The organism is Polaribacter atrinae (genome assembly GCF_038023995.1).
GTDB lineage: Bacteria > Bacteroidota > Bacteroidia > Flavobacteriales > Flavobacteriaceae > Polaribacter > Polaribacter atrinae.
Genome location: NZ_CP150660.1, coordinates 1,700,007 through 1,715,557 on the forward strand (window position 1 = coordinate 1,700,007; position 15,551 = coordinate 1,715,557).

Consider the following 15,551-nt stretch of genomic DNA (forward strand, 5'->3'; position numbering starts at 1 on the left):
TAAATCCAAATAATGAAAGAACCGAAAGCAATGAGTAAAGAACCAAAAAGACAAGTAACTTTTGACGTACTTATAGAAATACCTAAAGGAAGTAGAAATAAATACGAATATGATTTTACATTACACAAAATTAGATTCGATAGAATGCTTTTTTCATCTATGATGTACCCTGGTGATTACGGGTTTATTCCAGAAACTTTAGCATTAGATGCAGATCCATTAGATGTATTAGTTTTAGGACACCAACCAACCTACCCAATGGTTGTTATGGAAGTTAGACCAATTGGAGTTTTCTACATGACTGACGAAAAAGGTCCTGATGAAAAAATAATTTGTGTTCCTGTTTCTGATCCTATTTGGAGTAACAAAGAAGATATTGCAGATTTAAATCCTCACAGATTAAAAGAAATTGAACACTTCTTTCAAGTTTATAAAGACTTAGAAAAGAAAAAAGTTGATACAGGTGGATGGGGAGACGCAGCAGCTGCAATTAAAATATACGATGAATGTGTGAAACGTTATGATGATAGCGAACATAAGAAAAAAAGAACGTTTACTATATAAGTAGATAGATAACATATTACAAAAGTAAAAAACACCTTAAATTTTAAGGTGTTTTTTTTTGTTTTCAATTTAAAACTTTAAACCTCTTATATCGATTATAATTATCAAAACAAACATAATAATATTAAAATTCAATTAGAATTATACATAAAGCTGACATAAGTCATAGTATATATAATATAAAATAAACGACAATTAAATATAGAATCTTTAATTTATCTGTGCTTTTTTTATTAATTTAATTTAACTATTTTTAACATAATTAAAAAAAAATATGAATTAAATTAACTAAATAACATGGAAATAATAGTAAATTTTTTACCACTATTTGGTGTGGTAGCATTAATCTTCGTTTTTCTAAAAAGTGGTTGGGTTTCCAAACAAGCAGTTGGTGACGAAAAAATGTCTCGAATAGCAAAAAACATTGCAGATGGTGCAATGGCTTTCTTAAAAGCAGAATACAAAGTTTTATCCATTTTTGTAATTGCTGTAGCAATCTTATTATTCTTTAAAGGGTCAAATGAAGTAGGTTCTAACGGAATGGTAGCTGTATCATTTATAATAGGAGCTATTTGTTCCGCTTTAGCTGGGTTCATTGGAATGAAAGTAGCAACCAAAGCAAATGTGAGAACAACACAAGCAGCAAAAACCTCACTAGGAAGAGCATTAGAAGTAGCTTTTGCTGGTGGAGCAGTAATGGGGCTAGGCGTTGTAGGTTTAGGTATTTTAGGCTTAAGTAGTTTATTTATGTTTTACCAAATGATGTGGCCTGGAGCAGAAAATTTAACATTAGTATTAAATGTATTATCTGGTTTTTCACTTGGTGCTTCGTCAATTGCATTATTTGCACGTGTTGGTGGTGGTATTTATACAAAAGCAGCAGATGTTGGTGCAGATTTAGTTGGTAAAGTAGAAGCTGGTATTCCAGAAGACCATCCTTTAAACCCTGCAACTATTGCAGATAACGTGGGTGATAACGTAGGTGATGTTGCTGGTATGGGGGCAGATTTATTTGAATCTTATGTAGGTTCTATTATTGGTACCATGGTATTAGGTGCTTTTATTATAACACCTAGTTTTGATGGTTTAGGTGCTGTGTACTTACCTTTAGTTTTGGGTGCTGTTGGAATCTTAATGTCTATTTTAGGTACTTTTTTTGTAAAAGTAAAGGATGGTGGAAATCCACAAACTGCTTTAAATATTGGTGAATTTGGTTCTGCAGCTTTAATGGTTGTAGCCTCTTATTTTATTATTAATGCTTTAATTCCACAATCTATAGAAGGTTTACCTTCTGGTGCAATGGGTGTATTTTGGGCAACAATAGCTGGTTTAGTTGCTGGTTTGGGTGTTGGTAAAATAACTGAATACTATACTGCAACTGGTAAAAAACCTGTAATGTCTATTGTAGAACAATCAAAAACAGGAGCAGCAACCAATATCATTGCTGGTTTAGGGGTTGGTATGATGTCTACCATGATTCCTATTCTTTTAATTGCGGCTGCAATTATCGTATCTCATTATTTTGCGGGCTTATATGGTATTGCAATTGCTGCCGTTGGTATGTTAGCCAATACAGGTATTCAATTAGCTGTTGATGCTTACGGACCAATTTGTGATAATGCAGGTGGAATTGCTGAAATGGCAGAATTACCACATGAAGTTAGAGAACGTACAGATAAACTAGATGCTGTTGGTAATACAACCGCTGCCGTTGGTAAAGGGTTTGCTATTGCTTCTGCAGCATTAACTGCTTTGGCTTTATTTGCTGCCTTTATGAAAACGGCTAACGTAATTGCTATTGATGTTTCTCAGCCTCAAATTATGGCCGGTTTACTCGTTGGAGGAATGTTACCTTTTGTATTCTCTGCATTATCTATGAATGCTGTGGGGAGAGCTGCAATGGCTATGATTGAAGAAGTTCGTCGTCAATTTAGAGATATTCCAAAATTAAAAGCAGCTTTAGGGGTTATGCGTAAGTATGATTCTGATATGTCAAAAGCATCGAAAGAAGATAGAGCTATTTTTGATGCTGCGGACGGGGTAGCAGATTACGGAAAATGTATCGATATTTCTACAAAAGCATCGATTAGAGAAATGGTATTACCAGGCCTATTAGCAATAGTAGTTCCTGTAGCTGTTGGTTTTATTGGCGGTGCAGAAATGTTAGGTGGTTTATTAGCAGGGGTTACAACTTGTGGTGTTTTAATGGCTATCTTTCAATCTAACGCAGGTGGAGCTTGGGATAATGCTAAGAAAACAATTGAAGAACAAGGCGAAAAAGGAACGGATGCTCACAAAGCAGCTGTTGTAGGAGATACTGTTGGAGATCCTTTTAAAGATACTTCTGGACCATCTTTAAACATTCTTTTAAAATTAATGTCTGTTGTAGCTTTAGTTATTGCTCCTAGTATTGCTTTAAATAGCTCTGCAATTTCTAATTACAATAACACTAAAAAAGAAGTGAAGGTTGAAATTACACAAGCTCCTGCAGAATTATCAAGCGCTACAATTACAACTTCTATAACTATTGATGAAACGAATATTCAAGACAGTAAAATAGAAGAAGAAACTAAAGAAACAGATAAAATAGCATCTATAGATCTTGTTAATAAACAAAAATAGTTTGCTGTTCAACAATAAGGTTTAAAACTTTAAATCAAAAAAAAAAAGCATCCTTCCGAAATTTTCGAAATGGATGCTTTTTACTTTTTACATGTCTTATATGACAAGATCTAATTGAAGTTAGATCTGAAAATTATATTTTTTTTCTTCCTGTAATTAAAGATATTAGGAAAAGAATAATAAAGATTACAAAAATAATTTTAGCTATTCCTGCTGCAGTTCCTGCAATTCCTCCAAATCCTAAAACTCCTGCTATTAATGCGATTATTATAAAAGTGATTGTCCAACGTAACATAATTCTTAATATTTTAAATGAACGTTTGTTTGTTTTAAAGATGCCAAACGATCTACATCTTATTAAATATTTTGTAATTAACTACCTACAATACAAAAGTATAGCAATACTAACATTATTCTGATTGCATATAATCTAAATTTTAACTCATTTAAATTTTATTCTTTAAATCAAGTTTTAACTAAAAATCAGCTTCTTAAAAATAAGTTTAATTTTTGATAAAAAAAGTTAAGATTTTTATCAAAAATTAAACTACTTTTAATTTTTATCTAGAACATCAAATAATTGTTCAATTAAAACGACTTACTACAATGATTGAGATTGAAATAATTGCTGATTGTGATAAAGATTTACTTGAGCAAATTGCTAAAAAAATAGGAGGTTCTGTTTCTAATAATTGGAGTGAAAGTATACTTACAATTAATAATGAGAACGCTATTGGAAATATTAGATTTATTCCTTTTGATTGGGGTGTAAACTTATTAGATTTTGATATTAAATTACACAAAGAATTTATTTTTAAAATCCAAGCTGTTCCAGAATTTAATCCTCTTCGATTTATTTACCCATCTCTTGGTTCTTTTAAACACCGATTTGGTATTGACAATAAAGAAAGTAAAATCGAACAATTTCAATCACTTATTTTTACAAATAAAACCGGAGGGTACAATTACATCCATTTACCTAAAAACGAAAAAGTAGAAATTAATCTTATTGAAATTGTTAGAAAGAAATTTTTAAAAAAGAGAACTACAAACGTATCTACTTTAAATGAAAAATTATATGAAGTTTTTGTAGACACAGATCATGATTATAGATTTGTAAATTACGGAACTCTTAATTTAAAAATGGCAGACATAATTACCCAAATAAAAAATGTAAAGGGTAAAGGAATGTTACGAATTCTTAAAATTGAAGCCAGAGTTTATGAAGTTTTATCATTGCATATACAACAACATAATAGACTTTTAGAAGGCATAGCCTTACCCACATCTCTTGCTAAAGATGAACTAAAAATAATTCGTAAACTCGGAAAGCAAATTGTAAAAAATCCTGCTAAAAACTATACTTTAGAAAACCTCTCTTTAAATTCTGGACTAACGCAAGCCAAATTACAAGATGGCTTTAAATTTCTATACAATAGAACCGTTACAGAATATATAAGACATATTCGTTTAGAAACTGCAAGAGACCTATTAAAGAGTACAGATTTAAATATATCTCAAATCGTTTACTCGATTGGCTTTAGCAGTAGAAGTTACTTTTCTAAAATTTTTAGAGAAAAGTACGGTATTACTCCAAACGGATTTAAAAAAAAACTATTAACAGTCGTATAAGTTTGTAAAAAAGTTAACCTCTTTTAACAGCAATACCTATTTAAATATTTTCTTTATAAACATTAAGGTTCCAAACTTACCAAAAGCAGTCACAACATTGCTTAATAGACTCATAGGCTTTAAACTTTCTTCAAAGTCACTTTTTACCATTTTGAGTTCTTCTAAAGCTATTTGTTTTTCAAGAGATAACTGCCTTAAATCTATTTCTATTTCTTCAAAACTTTTATATGTTTTCATAACGTGCTATTTTAAGTTTTATGGACTAATCAAAAAATATTTTAGATACCATAGTAATTACTTTTTTATCAAAATACTTTCTAAAAAGATAGAATAATAAAGATAAGATTAAGAAAAATAACCCCACAATTAAATACCCTAAAGCAACATTGTTAAGATATTCTCCTAGAGCAATTGCTGTAAAAAAGGCTAAAAAGACAAACCCTAATACTGCTAAACTTCCAATAATAAAAAGTTTAACAATCATGCTAAGAGACAAAGCAGTTACTTGAAAAGCTTTTAACTTTGTATGTTCAAAAGTTTTAGAAATAAACTGCTTACTCGCATCTGTTCCTTTATCTGCAGAACTTTTTAAATTATCCAATATGCTCATCAATTAGGCAGATTTTTGTAATTTCTTATTTTGCTCTTTCAATTCTTTCAATTTTTTTTCTAAAGTTGAAATTACATCTTCTGCTTTATGACTAACATTAGAAACTACATCTTCTAATTGTTCATCTAATGTTTCTTTTTTAGACGATACTGTTGATGCTACTTGCTCTGTTAAATCACTTGCAGTTTCTACTATTTTATCTCTAGCATGTAAAGCTTCTTCAGAAATTCTTTTTCTTGTTTTCACTCCTTTATCTGGGGCAAATAAAATACCTAAAGTTGCTCCTATAACTGTTCCTGCTAATAATCCTACTACTGTATTGCTACTATTGCTCATGTTTTTATTTATTTTAATGTTAAACTTAATATGTGTGTTTCACTTACACAAAGTTACTCTATTAATATAGCTAAGCTTAACTCAAAAAAAACTAATATTAACTCAAACAAAAAAACACTCCAAATTGGAGTGTTTTCACTAAAAAACAAAAACTACTAAAATGCGTGTCGTTGAGGTCCACCTCTTCGTATATCTTCACTTGCAGCCTCTTCAAATTGCGTAAAATTATTTCTAAAAGCATTAGACAATTTAAAAGCGGTCTTATAATATGCTTCATCATCGTTCCAAGTAGATCTCGGACTTAATAATTCTGTTGGCACTCCAGGACAACTTCTTGGTTGTGCAACTCCAAAAACAGAATGTATGTGATAATCTTCATATCTATAACTCCCTAAATCACCATTTAAAACAGCATTAATCATAGCTCGTGTATACTTTAAAGGCATTCTTCTACCAACTCCGTATTGTCCACCAGACCATCCAGTATTAATCAACCAAACATTTACACCAGCATCCTTCATTTTCTTACTTAGCATTTCTGCATATCTTGTAGGATGTAAAGGCATAAAAGGTGCACCAAAACAAGCAGAAAAACTTGGGGTTGGTTCTGTTACTCCTGCTTCTGTACCTGCAACTTTAGCTGTGTAACCTGAGATAAAGTGATAAGCAGCTTGGTTAGGTGTTAATTTAGAAATTGGAGGTAAAACACCAAAAGCATCTGCCGTTAAAAAGAAAATATTCTTCGGATTTTTACCTATGGATGGTGTTTGTATATTATCTATATGATGAATAGGATAACTAACACGAGTATTTTGAGTAATAGAAGTATCGGCAAAATCGATAGACCCATTAGCGTCCATAACTACATTTTCTAGGATTGCTCCTTTTTTAATAGCAGCAAAAATTTCTGGTTCTTGGTCTTTTGATAAATTGATTACCTTAGCATAACAGCCACCTTCAAAATTAAATACGGTATTTTCTGCTGTCCAACCATGCTCATCATCACCAATTAAACTTCTTTCTGGATCTGTAGATAAAGTAGTTTTACCGGTACCAGACAATCCAAAGAAAATAGCTGTATCACCATCTTTACCAACATTTGCAGAACAATGCATTGGTAATGTATTTTTAGATACAGGTAATATAAAGTTTAAAGCAGAAAAGATTCCTTTTTTAATTTCACCTGTATATCCAGTACCTCCTATTAATGCAATTTTTTTACTAAAGTTTAAAATAGCAAAATTATGCTGACGAGTTCCATCTACCTCGGGATCTGCCATAAAACCAGGAGCATTTATTACCGTCCATTCTGGAGAAAAAGTTGCTAATTCCTTTTCTGTAGGACGTAAAAACATATTATACGCAAACATATTACTCCAAGGAAACTCGTTTACAACTCTAATATTTAATTTATAATTTTCATCTGCACAAGCATAACTGTCTCTTACAAAAATTTCTTTTTCAGATAAATAATGAACCACTTTATCATATAAAGCGTCAAACTTATCAGATTCAAAAGGAATATTTATATCACTCCACCAGACCTCATCTTTGGTTACGTCATCTTTTACTATAAAACGATCTTTTGGAGAACGTCCTGTAAACTCACCTGTATTTACAGCAATTGCTCCCAAAGAAGAAACAACACCCTGCCCTTTTGCAACAGTTAAGTTATGTAGTTCTTCTGAGGTTAACTGATAACGAACTGTTGCATTCTTGATTCCTAGACTATTTAACGAAATCGATTTCGTACTTGTATCTACCATATCAATATATTTAATTTTTATAGATTAATTGAAGACAAAATTACACATTATTTTGAAACACCATCTATATTTACTTTAAAATTGACTATTTACTGTTATTTAATGATTTTTTTAAGAATATGATAATCATTAAAATCCATCCAATAATCAACGTTAATCCGCCTAAAGGTGTTACAAACCAAATAGATTTTGCGGTTATAGCTGTTAAATGAATTGCGTATATAGAACCTGAAAAAAGTACAGTTCCTAAGAAAAAAAGAGAACTAATCTTATTTTTTTGTGAAATAGAAAAACCATCATAAATATTAACAAATAGCAGAACAATTACGTGGTACATTTGATAACGTACGCCAGTTTCAAAACTAGACAATTCTGCAGCTGTTAAAATTTCTTTTAATGCGTGTGCCCCAAAAGCTCCTAAAATAATAGCTAACATTCCTAAAACACAAGTAATAATTAAATTTTTAAACATTTTTAATGGTTTTTGTTAAATTTTAAACAAAATAACTATCTTCGTAAGACTACAAAAATAAGACATATTCATGAAAAATATTCTAATTATTGGTGCAGGAAAATCGAGTTCTTTTCTTATAAAGTATTTATTAGAAAAATCCGATAAAGAAAACTTACGTATACTTATTGGTGACATTTCTACCGAAAATGCAGATAAAATTATCAATAAACATAAAAATGCCAAAAGTGTTGTTTTAGACATCTTTAACACTAAACAACGTCAAGAACTTATCAAGAAAACAGACCTTGTAATCTCTATGTTGCCTGCAAGGTTTCATATCGAAGTTGCTAAAGATTGTATTCTTTTTAGCAAGCACATGGTTACAGCTTCTTACATATCCGAAGAAATAAAAGCTTTAGATACTGCGGCAAAAGACAAAAACTTAGTGTTTATGAATGAGGTTGGGCTAGACCCAGGAATAGACCACATGAGCGCTATGCAAATACTTGATAAAATTAGAAACAAAGGTGCCAAAATATTATTATTTGAATCTTTTTGCGGAGGATTAGTGGCCCCTGAAAGTGACAATAACTTATGGAACTATAAATTTACATGGAACCCTAGAAACGTTGTTTTAGCAGGACAAGGAGGCGCTGCAATGTTTATACAAGAAGGCACATATAAATACATTCCGTATCATAAATTATTTAGAAGAACTGAGTTTTTAAACATCAGCGATAGCGGAAAATTTGAAGCATATGCAAATAGAGATTCTCTAAAATACAGAAGCGTCTATGGCTTAGATAATATACCAACAATGTACCGAGGAACTATTAGAAAAGTAGGTTTTTCTAGAGCTTGGAACATTTTTGTTCAATTAGGTATGACAGACGATTCTTATACAATTGAAGATTCTGAAAACATGAGTTATCGAGATTTTGTAAATTTATTTTTAGCCTATTCTCCGTCAGATTCTGTGGAATTAAAATTACGTTCTTACTTAAAAATAGATCAAGATGATGTAATGTGGGAAAAGCTAATAGAGTTAGATATTTTTAACCCGAAGAAACAAATTGGATTAAAAAATGCAACTCCTGCTCAAATGCTTCAAAAAATATTACAAGATTCTTGGACTTTACAAGAAGACGACAAAGACATGATTGTAATGCAACATCTTTTTGGTTATGAAATTGATGGAAAAAAACATCAAATAGAAAGTAGTTTAACCGTAATCGGAGAAAATCAAACCTATACAGCCATGGCTAAAACAGTAGGTTTACCAGTTGGTATTGCTGCTTTAAAAATATTAAAGGGTGAAATTAAAACTCCCGGAGTTCAATTACCAATTACCAAAGAAATATATGAGCCTATTTTAAAAGAGTTAGAAAATTACGGCATAAAATTTACAGAGAAACAGGTGCCTTATTTAGGGTACAATCCTAATCATGTATTTGGATAAAAAATTATCATTATGAGAGAGAATAACGAAGTAGTCTATTTATTTAGAGCTGCTTCGTTTCTCTCAATCAATAAAACATTACATTTTTAAATAAAAATCCTTAGTCAAGTTAATATACGCTTCCGTATATTGATGACGTTCAATTTCTATTATTAAACTCTCTTCTTGTAGTTCAGTTACTTCAAAAGAAAACTCCATTAAACATCTTTTTATTTCTGATGTTTCGTTTCCTTGAACTCTACAAATTCTATTTAAAAACAAATTATTTTCTTTCGCTAGTGCGATAAAACTTACTTCTTCCTTAAAAGGAATCACCACAGCAAATTTTCCGGTTTTTGATAATATTTTAGAAACTCGAACAATCAATTCATCAAAAGAGAGTGAAGACGTAAAACGTGCCTTATTTCTAGCCTTATCATCAGACTCAAACTCATCTGTATAAAATGGCGGGTTAGAAACTATTAAATCATAGCTTTCCTCCTCCTCGGCAATTTCATCTGCAAACTCACTAAAAGTAGCATGGTAACAATACAAACGATCTCCCCAATCAGATTCTTCAAAATTGGCAACTGTTTGTTCATACGCATTTTCATCAACCTCAACAGCATCTATTGTCATAGCATCCGATCGCTGTGCAATCATTAAGGCAATTACACCTGTACCAGCACCAATATCTAAAATGGTATCTGGATAATCAGCAACAGAACACCAAGCACCTAATAAAACACCATCTGTACCAACTTTCATGGCTGTTTTATCTTGATGGATGGTAAACTCTTTAAATTTAAATGGTTTCGACATTATATTTTCGCTCTATCACATCGAGTCAATTTGATTTTTTATCAAATTTGTTTCGAGATGTTGTTAATTAAAAAAAGTTCTATGCAATTAAACACAGAACTTTTAAAACTTTATTTTTTTTCAGTAGAGAGGAAGGGATTCGAACCCTCGGTACCGTTACCAGTACACTACCTTTCCAAGGTAGCGCCTTCGACCACTCGGCCACCTCTCTTTCTTTGTTATTGCCAATCTCGTTTTTATCGTGATATAGCAATTTCAATATCTTACAAATACAACTCAATCAACCCTTCTGGCGTATCAACTTGTATTGTTTTGTTTTCTCTATCTACTTTTTTAATAAAATCATCTACCATCGGAATAAAAATTTCCGTTCCTTCTCTGTCAATTTCAAAAAGGGGTTGTGCTGCTTTATCATTTATATGAACAATCTGCCCAACTTCTCCAAAATTAGCATCAACAACAGTAAAACCGATTACTTCATGATAGTAGAATTTGTCACCCGTTAATTCTGGCAACATTGTATTTGGTAAATAAACACCACATTTTAAAATAGAATCTGCTTCTTCATCAGAATAAACATCTTCAAACTGAACTCGTAACTGATTTCCTTTGTGTAGTGAACTTTTATCAATAAAAAATGGAACCAAGTTTGTGCCGAATTCGACATAAACTGATTCCATTTCTGTATACAACTCAGGCTCGTCGGTATCTAATTTGATAACAACTTCACCCTTAAAACTATATTTTGTAACGATTTTGCCTAAATAAAAACAATCTTCTTTACGCATCTTCGTATTAATTTATAATTTATTCTGCTGCTTTTGCTGCTGCATCATCAATAGTTTCTGGAGCCTCTTCAGCTTCAGCAACAACTTCTTCTGCTACTTCTTCAACAACTGGTTTAGCTGCTTCAATTCTTGCTTCATTAACTGCTTTTTCTGCTGCAAATGCTGCTGCTTTAGCATCAGATTCTGCTTTAGATAATCCAGCTTGTTTGTCAGAAATTTTAGCTTCTTTAGCTTCTACCCAAGCTGCAAATTTTGCATCTGCTTGCTCTTGTGTTAAAGCACCTTTTCTAACACCACCAAGTAAATGGTTTTTTAACATTGCACCTTTATAAGATAAAATGTTTTTTGCAGTATCAGTAGGTTGTGCACCATTTTGTAACCAAGTTACAGCTAAATCTACATCTAAATCAATAACTGCAGGGTTAACGTTTGGATTGTAAGTACCTATTTTTTCTAAGTATTTACCATCTCTTTTTGCACGAGCATCAGCGGCAACTACCCAATAGAATGGTTTCCCTTTTTTTCCGTGTCTTTGTAATCTAATCTTTACAGACATAATTTGTTAATTTTTTAAGGTTCTCGACCTTGATTATTAAAAATCTTACTATCTCGTAGTAAGTGGGCGCAAAAGTACAAAACCTTTTTTAAACTAAAACGCTAAATATCAATATTTTTTAGGGCGTTACCACAAGGGTCAAGCTTTCGCTACTCGCTTCCCGCAAAAAAATGCGAGAGAGCTTAAACAAACCGCTCTATCTCTAACGCAGATAACGTTAGTAATTAACCAAAACGATAAAAACCGAAGAAAGAAGCTTTTAAATCAAATGAGTTAAAATCAAAATCTTATGAACTAATAACAAAGCCTCTTCTTTTATAATTTTGTACCAGATGTGAAACAATACACATCTTAAAACAAGCTATTGGAATTTTAAAATGAAAATGACAACATGAAGTACACAGAAAAAATTTCGAACAAATTAAACGAATTATTAGAAAAAAATTATGATGCCGAAAAAGGGTATTTAAACGCTGCAGAAAATGTAGAGAGTCCAAAATTAAAAATCTTCTTTAAAAATAGAGCATCAGAAAGAAGTCAATTTGCAAAAGAACTTAGAACAGAAATTTTATCTCACGGACAAATACCAGAGGATGATGGTACTTTTAAAGGAACAGTGCACAGAAATTGGATGACACTAAAATCTTTATTTAGCGCAAATGATGAAGAGGCAATTTTAGAAGAAGCGCTTAGAGGTGAAAAAACAAGTTTAGACGAATATGCCGAAATTCTAGAAAAAGATGATGAATTTGCTCCATCAACTAGAAAAATGATAGAAATGCAACATCAGAAAATTCAATCTGCCATTAATTTGTTAATGGTAAAAGAAGAGTTAGCCTAATCATAAAATATAAGTAGACTTACATCTAATTATATTTCACAAAACACTTAAAAAAGTCAATCCTTAACAGGGTTGACTTTTTTTGTTGATCTTATTAAAGTCTAGAAACAATAAAAAACATCTTTAAACTTAACAAACAGTAAAACATCATAATTAAAAAAATGAGCTCAATTAAATTGTTAAATAATGATTGCTTAACATCAAACCTATTTCAATCAGCTACTTTTACTTATTAACCCCTTTCATTATGAAGAATACAATTCGACCTGTTAATAAAGATTTTGAAGAATTCGATCTTTTCTCACAGCTAAAGAGTTTAGGTATACAGTACGACAAAGAACATATTCTAGAAATAGATGTAAAAAAGAATGGATATATTTATTTACCACCAAATAAAGACAATTACATTTATGAAGTATTAACTGGAGCGGTAAAACTAGGTGGATATTCTGAGAATGGAGATAGTTATGTTTACGAAATTTTACCTTCTACGGAATTCTTTGGCAACTTAAAATATTTAAATGGACAGTTTCAAGAATATGCAAAAGCATTAGTAGATAGTAAAATTAGATTATACAATTTAGATTTTTTTAAAACAATTATAGTAACAAACCCAATCATTACAAATTGGTTTATTTCTTACCTTGTAAAAAGATGGTGCTCTGCAGAATTAAAGTTAAAAAATATTAAAGAAAAGCAAATTGAAGAAAGAATAACCGCTCTTCAAAAACAACTGAATGTAGAAATTATAGATACAAAAGGAACTCCTTATCTTCTTTTTAATGTATTATCTAAAAAAGATATGGGTGACCTTATTGGGGTCACCCGTCAAACTGTTGCTTCTATACTAGAAAAACAATTAGTCTTTTAAAATCCTAGAACATAAACCCCTTTCTTTAGCCTTAAAATTAAGTTTAAGTAACACAATATATTTCGTGTTCTACATAAAAAAAACAGTTATAAGAGTTCTAAGCAAAGAGCATATTACTTGTGAGACCTTTATAAATTATTATAAAGGATAAATTTGTACAATTTTTTGTTGTAACATGTCATCTCCACGCATTTCCATCACAACCTCTTTTTTATCAAAATTAATTTTTAACACCCCAAAACTTTTTGTAGAAACAACGCTACCTACTCTTGCCGGATTATATTCTTTAGTAAAGTTCTCACTTGCGTGTGTCATTCCACTAGATGTAAAATCAATTAAAGGGTAGCTTAAGCCATTTACTTTTTCTTTAGAAAACTCCGATATATGACGATCTCCAGACAATAAAATAACATTATTAGCTTTTGAAGATACAATTACATCAAGTAGTTTTTTACGTTCTAACGGAAAGTTTGCCCACTTTTCATAAGGATGTTTTTCTGCAATTACCTGTACACTACTTAAAATGATATTAAATTTTGCAGATGAATTAACCAACTCACTTTCTAACCAAGCCCATTGTTGTTCACCTAAAATAGTACGATTATCTTGAACACCATTTATACTCTTTTTGTTTATACTTGTTCTAAAATAACGAGTATCTAACAAAATAATTTTTACAGATCCTTTAGCTGTTTCTATAACTTCAGAATGATATACCCCTTCTCTTTTTCTTCTAGGAGAATTTTTATCAACTCCCAAAAAATTCAACAATAGTTCCTGACTTTTTTCTTTTTTAGGATATTCTATACCTGCATCATTGGCTCCAAAATCATGATCATCCCAAGTTCCCAAAACCTTCGTTTCTTTTAAAAGGTTTGCATATCCTTTTTGCTTTTTTTGAAGATTATAATCTGCTTCCATTTTATCCATATTCTCCGTGTCTGCATAAATAATATCTCCTCCCCACAACCATACATCTGGATTTAACCCAGCAATATCATCCCATAACAGATTTGTTTGATCAGGTTTATTACAAGAACCAAAAGCAAGTACAAAGTCTGCTGTTTTTCCTTTTGTTGACTGCTTTAAATAATCTTTATTTTCGCTTGATTTATAAGTTGTTTTACAAGACAAAACTGTAAAAACAACAAGTACTATAATATTTTTTTTCATGTATTCTATTTTTTATTTAATGATAAAAGTTGTGGTTACTGGTAAATGATCGCTAATTTCTCTCATTTTTTGTGGTGTAAAAAGTTGAGGTACTTCCGCAGAATTCTCTTTATATTCTTTGTACATATTGGTATTCATCAACATATAATCTAACCTACGTTTAGGATCATCAGAAGTATGTGTCATTACCGTTTCTGGCAATGGGTCTATAAACCTTTCTCTCTTACTTTTTTCATTTAGAAATAGATTAATTTCTTCACTACCTTGTACACTATTAAAGTCTCCAACCACTAAAATATTTTTGTTTTTGTCTTCTTTTAAAAATCGTTTAAATTGTTGTTTTAAAAAATTAATCTGCCCCTTTCTCATAGCAATGTTTCTTTCTCCTCTACCCGCTTTTAAATGGACGCCGGTAAGTAAAAAATTATAATCCGGATTAGGATACACCTCAACAGACCACATTCTAGTATTTAACGTGTTTTGTGTTTCTGGTGCTCCTTCATCATTTGTATATTCAAGAACTGGCGTCGTTACATTTCCATAACCATAAATAATGCCTAATGGAAATTTACTCATTACAACCACATTCATATACCAACCATGACTAGGTACATCTGCAAAGTATGTATACCCCATATTTTGCAAACGATTATTAGCAATACTTCTTAAAAATTTTGCACTTTCAAATTCTTGTAAAACAACAACATCTGCATCTATTTCCTTTAATGAGGCAACTAAATAAGCAACCTTATTTGCCATTAAAGAATCTGGTTTATTTTCTCTTTTTGAATCTATATACGGATCATCAAACGAATCTACAAAATGCTCTACATTCCAAGAAAGCACTTTAAAACTATCTTTTTTAGGATATTGATATCCAGAAGGTTTTACTTCTCCATGATGCTTGGCTATGTAATTTTCTTTAGAAAAAAAAGAGTCCTTTTCTATTAAATTTTTAGACCCAACGCATCCTGTTAAAATTAAAAATACGATACTATAAATACTATTTTTCATAAATTATAAATATAAAAGGGGTTCGATAGAGAAATACCAAATCCCATAAAAACAAAACAAACTA

At 31.0% G+C, this 15,551-nt stretch carries 17 protein-coding genes and 1 tRNA gene; 6 read left to right on the forward strand and 12 right to left on the reverse strand.

The genetic code is table 11. From position 1 onward, the window contains the following. Positions 1–30 precede the first annotated feature (30 nt). Together WG945_RS07485 and WG945_RS07490 are read left to right on the forward strand one after the other, a co-directional pair. Positions 31–564, forward strand: coding sequence for an inorganic diphosphatase (locus WG945_RS07485; RefSeq protein WP_068448985.1), 534 nt, complete (start codon positions 31–33; stop codon positions 562–564). A 297-nt stretch (positions 565–861) separates the two neighbouring features. Beyond that, positions 862–3,186 (forward strand): sodium-translocating pyrophosphatase, encoded by a 2,325-nt coding sequence (locus tag WG945_RS07490; RefSeq protein ID WP_068448770.1) that lies wholly within the window; start codon positions 862–864, stop codon positions 3,184–3,186. Between the two features lie 133 nt (positions 3,187–3,319). On the opposite strand, the gene WG945_RS07495 is transcribed toward WG945_RS07490, so the two are convergent. After that, the gene (locus tag WG945_RS07495; protein ID WP_082864183.1) at positions 3,320–3,481 is read right to left on the reverse strand and encodes a DUF1328 domain-containing protein; all 162 of its coding nucleotides are present in this window, start codon (positions 3,479–3,481) and stop codon (positions 3,320–3,322) included. A gap of 311 nt (positions 3,482–3,792) precedes the next feature. On the opposite strand from WG945_RS07495, the gene WG945_RS07500 reads away from it, so the two are divergent. After that, positions 3,793–4,818, forward strand: coding sequence for a helix-turn-helix domain-containing protein (locus tag WG945_RS07500; RefSeq protein WP_068448771.1), 1,026 nt, complete (start codon positions 3,793–3,795; stop codon positions 4,816–4,818). Positions 4,819–4,854: 36 nt separating this feature from the next. Here the strand turns inward: WG945_RS07500 and WG945_RS07505 are convergent, their stop codons facing one another. The 5 genes from WG945_RS07505 to WG945_RS07525 form a co-directional block, all read right to left on the reverse strand. Next, complete coding sequence (locus WG945_RS07505) at positions 4,855–5,055, reverse strand: DUF6327 family protein (protein ID WP_068448772.1); 201 nt, start codon at positions 5,053–5,055, stop codon at positions 4,855–4,857. 25 nt (positions 5,056–5,080) lie between these two features. Then, complete coding sequence (locus WG945_RS07510) at positions 5,081–5,428, reverse strand: hypothetical protein (protein WP_068448773.1); 348 nt, start codon at positions 5,426–5,428, stop codon at positions 5,081–5,083. 3 nt (positions 5,429–5,431) lie between these two features. Further along, the gene (locus WG945_RS07515) at positions 5,432–5,764 is read right to left on the reverse strand and encodes a YtxH domain-containing protein (RefSeq protein ID WP_068448774.1); all 333 of its coding nucleotides are present in this window, start codon (positions 5,762–5,764) and stop codon (positions 5,432–5,434) included. 155 nt (positions 5,765–5,919) lie between these two features. Next, a complete protein-coding gene (pckA, locus tag WG945_RS07520) occupies positions 5,920–7,530 on the reverse strand; it encodes a phosphoenolpyruvate carboxykinase (ATP) (RefSeq protein WP_068448775.1) in 1,611 nt (536 codons plus the stop codon). Positions 7,531–7,615: 85 nt separating this feature from the next. Beyond that, positions 7,616–8,002, reverse strand: coding sequence for a DUF423 domain-containing protein (locus WG945_RS07525; protein WP_068448776.1), 387 nt, complete (start codon positions 8,000–8,002; stop codon positions 7,616–7,618). A gap of 70 nt (positions 8,003–8,072) precedes the next feature. Here WG945_RS07525 and WG945_RS07530 point away from each other — a divergent pair, with 70 nt between their 5' ends. After that, complete coding sequence (locus WG945_RS07530) at positions 8,073–9,443, forward strand: saccharopine dehydrogenase family protein (RefSeq protein WP_068448777.1); 1,371 nt, start codon at positions 8,073–8,075, stop codon at positions 9,441–9,443. A 78-nt stretch (positions 9,444–9,521) separates the two neighbouring features. Here WG945_RS07530 and WG945_RS07535 read toward each other — a convergent pair whose 3' ends face one another. The 4 genes from WG945_RS07535 to WG945_RS07550 all read right to left on the reverse strand — a co-directional run bounded on the left by WG945_RS07535 (position 9,522) and on the right by WG945_RS07550 (position 11,588). Further along, positions 9,522–10,244 carry a tRNA1(Val) (adenine(37)-N6)-methyltransferase gene (locus tag WG945_RS07535; protein WP_068448778.1) on the reverse strand — a complete coding sequence of 241 codons (723 nt, stop codon included), beginning with the start codon at positions 10,242–10,244 and terminating at the stop codon, positions 9,522–9,524. A gap of 124 nt (positions 10,245–10,368) precedes the next feature. Then, positions 10,369–10,455: transfer RNA gene (locus WG945_RS07540), tRNA-Ser, on the reverse strand. Positions 10,456–10,507: 52 nt separating this feature from the next. Beyond that, positions 10,508–11,032: a ribosome maturation factor RimM gene (gene rimM, locus WG945_RS07545; RefSeq protein WP_068448779.1), complete on the reverse strand. Its 525-nt coding sequence runs from the start codon at positions 11,030–11,032 to the stop codon at positions 10,508–10,510. A gap of 19 nt (positions 11,033–11,051) precedes the next feature. Next, entirely contained in the window at positions 11,052–11,588 is a 537-nt protein-coding gene (locus tag WG945_RS07550) for a 30S ribosomal protein S16 (RefSeq protein ID WP_068448780.1), read from the reverse strand. A gap of 391 nt (positions 11,589–11,979) precedes the next feature. On the opposite strand from WG945_RS07550, the gene WG945_RS07555 reads away from it, so the two are divergent. Further along, positions 11,980–12,429, forward strand: coding sequence for a ferritin-like domain-containing protein (locus WG945_RS07555; protein ID WP_068448781.1), 450 nt, complete (start codon positions 11,980–11,982; stop codon positions 12,427–12,429). Between the two features lie 247 nt (positions 12,430–12,676). Further along, positions 12,677–13,300 carry a Crp/Fnr family transcriptional regulator gene (locus WG945_RS07560; RefSeq protein WP_068448782.1) on the forward strand — a complete coding sequence of 208 codons (624 nt, stop codon included), beginning with the start codon at positions 12,677–12,679 and terminating at the stop codon, positions 13,298–13,300. 138 nt (positions 13,301–13,438) lie between these two features. On the opposite strand, the gene WG945_RS07565 is transcribed toward WG945_RS07560, so the two are convergent. Together WG945_RS07565 and WG945_RS07570 are read right to left on the reverse strand one after the other, a co-directional pair. Continuing rightward, positions 13,439–14,473 carry an alkaline phosphatase D family protein gene (locus WG945_RS07565; protein WP_068448783.1) on the reverse strand — a complete coding sequence of 345 codons (1,035 nt, stop codon included), beginning with the start codon at positions 14,471–14,473 and terminating at the stop codon, positions 13,439–13,441. A 12-nt stretch (positions 14,474–14,485) separates the two neighbouring features. Next, positions 14,486–15,487, reverse strand: a complete 1,002-nt coding sequence (locus WG945_RS07570; protein WP_231874581.1) for an endonuclease/exonuclease/phosphatase family protein — start codon at positions 15,485–15,487, stop codon at positions 14,486–14,488. Positions 15,488–15,551 lie beyond the last annotated feature (64 nt).

Coding starts and splice junctions, on each gene's coding strand:
- WG945_RS07485 (WP_068448985.1), top strand. CDS start 31: ATGAGTAAAGAACCAAAAAGACAAGTAACTTTTGACGTACTTATAGAA.
- WG945_RS07490 (WP_068448770.1), top strand. CDS start 862: ATGGAAATAATAGTAAATTTTTTACCACTATTTGGTGTGGTAGCATTA.
- WG945_RS07495 (WP_082864183.1), bottom strand. CDS start 3,481: ATGTTACGTTGGACAATCACTTTTATAATAATCGCATTAATAGCAGGA.
- WG945_RS07500 (WP_068448771.1), top strand. CDS start 3,793: ATGATTGAGATTGAAATAATTGCTGATTGTGATAAAGATTTACTTGAG.
- WG945_RS07505 (WP_068448772.1), bottom strand. CDS start 5,055: ATGAAAACATATAAAAGTTTTGAAGAAATAGAAATAGATTTAAGGCAG.
- WG945_RS07510 (WP_068448773.1), bottom strand. CDS start 5,428: ATGAGCATATTGGATAATTTAAAAAGTTCTGCAGATAAAGGAACAGAT.
- WG945_RS07515 (WP_068448774.1), bottom strand. CDS start 5,764: ATGAGCAATAGTAGCAATACAGTAGTAGGATTATTAGCAGGAACAGTT.
- pckA (WP_068448775.1), bottom strand. CDS start 7,530: ATGGTAGATACAAGTACGAAATCGATTTCGTTAAATAGTCTAGGAATC.
- WG945_RS07525 (WP_068448776.1), bottom strand. CDS start 8,002: ATGTTTAAAAATTTAATTATTACTTGTGTTTTAGGAATGTTAGCTATT.
- WG945_RS07530 (WP_068448777.1), top strand. CDS start 8,073: ATGAAAAATATTCTAATTATTGGTGCAGGAAAATCGAGTTCTTTTCTT.
- WG945_RS07535 (WP_068448778.1), bottom strand. CDS start 10,244: ATGTCGAAACCATTTAAATTTAAAGAGTTTACCATCCATCAAGATAAA.
- rimM (WP_068448779.1), bottom strand. CDS start 11,032: ATGCGTAAAGAAGATTGTTTTTATTTAGGCAAAATCGTTACAAAATAT.
- WG945_RS07550 (WP_068448780.1), bottom strand. CDS start 11,588: ATGTCTGTAAAGATTAGATTACAAAGACACGGAAAAAAAGGGAAACCA.
- WG945_RS07555 (WP_068448781.1), top strand. CDS start 11,980: ATGAAGTACACAGAAAAAATTTCGAACAAATTAAACGAATTATTAGAA.
- WG945_RS07560 (WP_068448782.1), top strand. CDS start 12,677: ATGAAGAATACAATTCGACCTGTTAATAAAGATTTTGAAGAATTCGAT.
- WG945_RS07565 (WP_068448783.1), bottom strand. CDS start 14,473: ATGAAAAAAAATATTATAGTACTTGTTGTTTTTACAGTTTTGTCTTGT.
- WG945_RS07570 (WP_231874581.1), bottom strand. CDS start 15,487: ATGAAAAATAGTATTTATAGTATCGTATTTTTAATTTTAACAGGATGC.